Below are 428 nucleotides of genomic sequence, written 5' to 3' on the forward strand. Positions count from 1 at the left end.
CCCCCCCCCCCCCCCCCCCCCCCCCCCCCCCCCCCCCCCCCCCCCCCCCCCCCCCCCCCCCCCCCCCCCCCCCCCCCCCCCCCCCCCCCCCCCCCCCCCCCCCCCCCCCCCCGGGCCCGCTGGCACAGGAGCGAGTATAGCGCATCGACGGGGTCGGCTTTCCGCCTCTGCGAGAATTTTTTTACCAGGAACAACATGACGCAGAGCATGGTAACGAGTGCCAGGCTTTGCCAATGGGACAATCCTTCTTGTAAGCGTTGCACGAGATGCCGCTGGCGTTGCGGCGTGTAATTCAGCACCCACTGGTTCCAGCCGTTGTTGACGGCGCCGAACATGTACCGGATGCGGCCGGGGAGCGAATCCGGATCGGGCTGCAGCAGCCGGCCCAGGCCTTCGAGGCCGAACGGCGCCGGTGGCGGCAGCGCGCG

Annotated in this window: 1 pseudogene; it reads right to left on the bottom strand. The window is 72.9% G+C overall.

Annotated elements, in window-relative coordinates:
- Positions 1-428 (bottom strand): annotated as a pseudogene (locus ACEN88_RS34325) (hypothetical protein); the annotation flags it as partial.

The sequence above is a fragment of the Massilia sp. CT11-108 genome (assembly GCF_047302915.1).
Lineage (GTDB): Bacteria > Pseudomonadota > Gammaproteobacteria > Burkholderiales > Burkholderiaceae_D > Telluria > Telluria orientalis.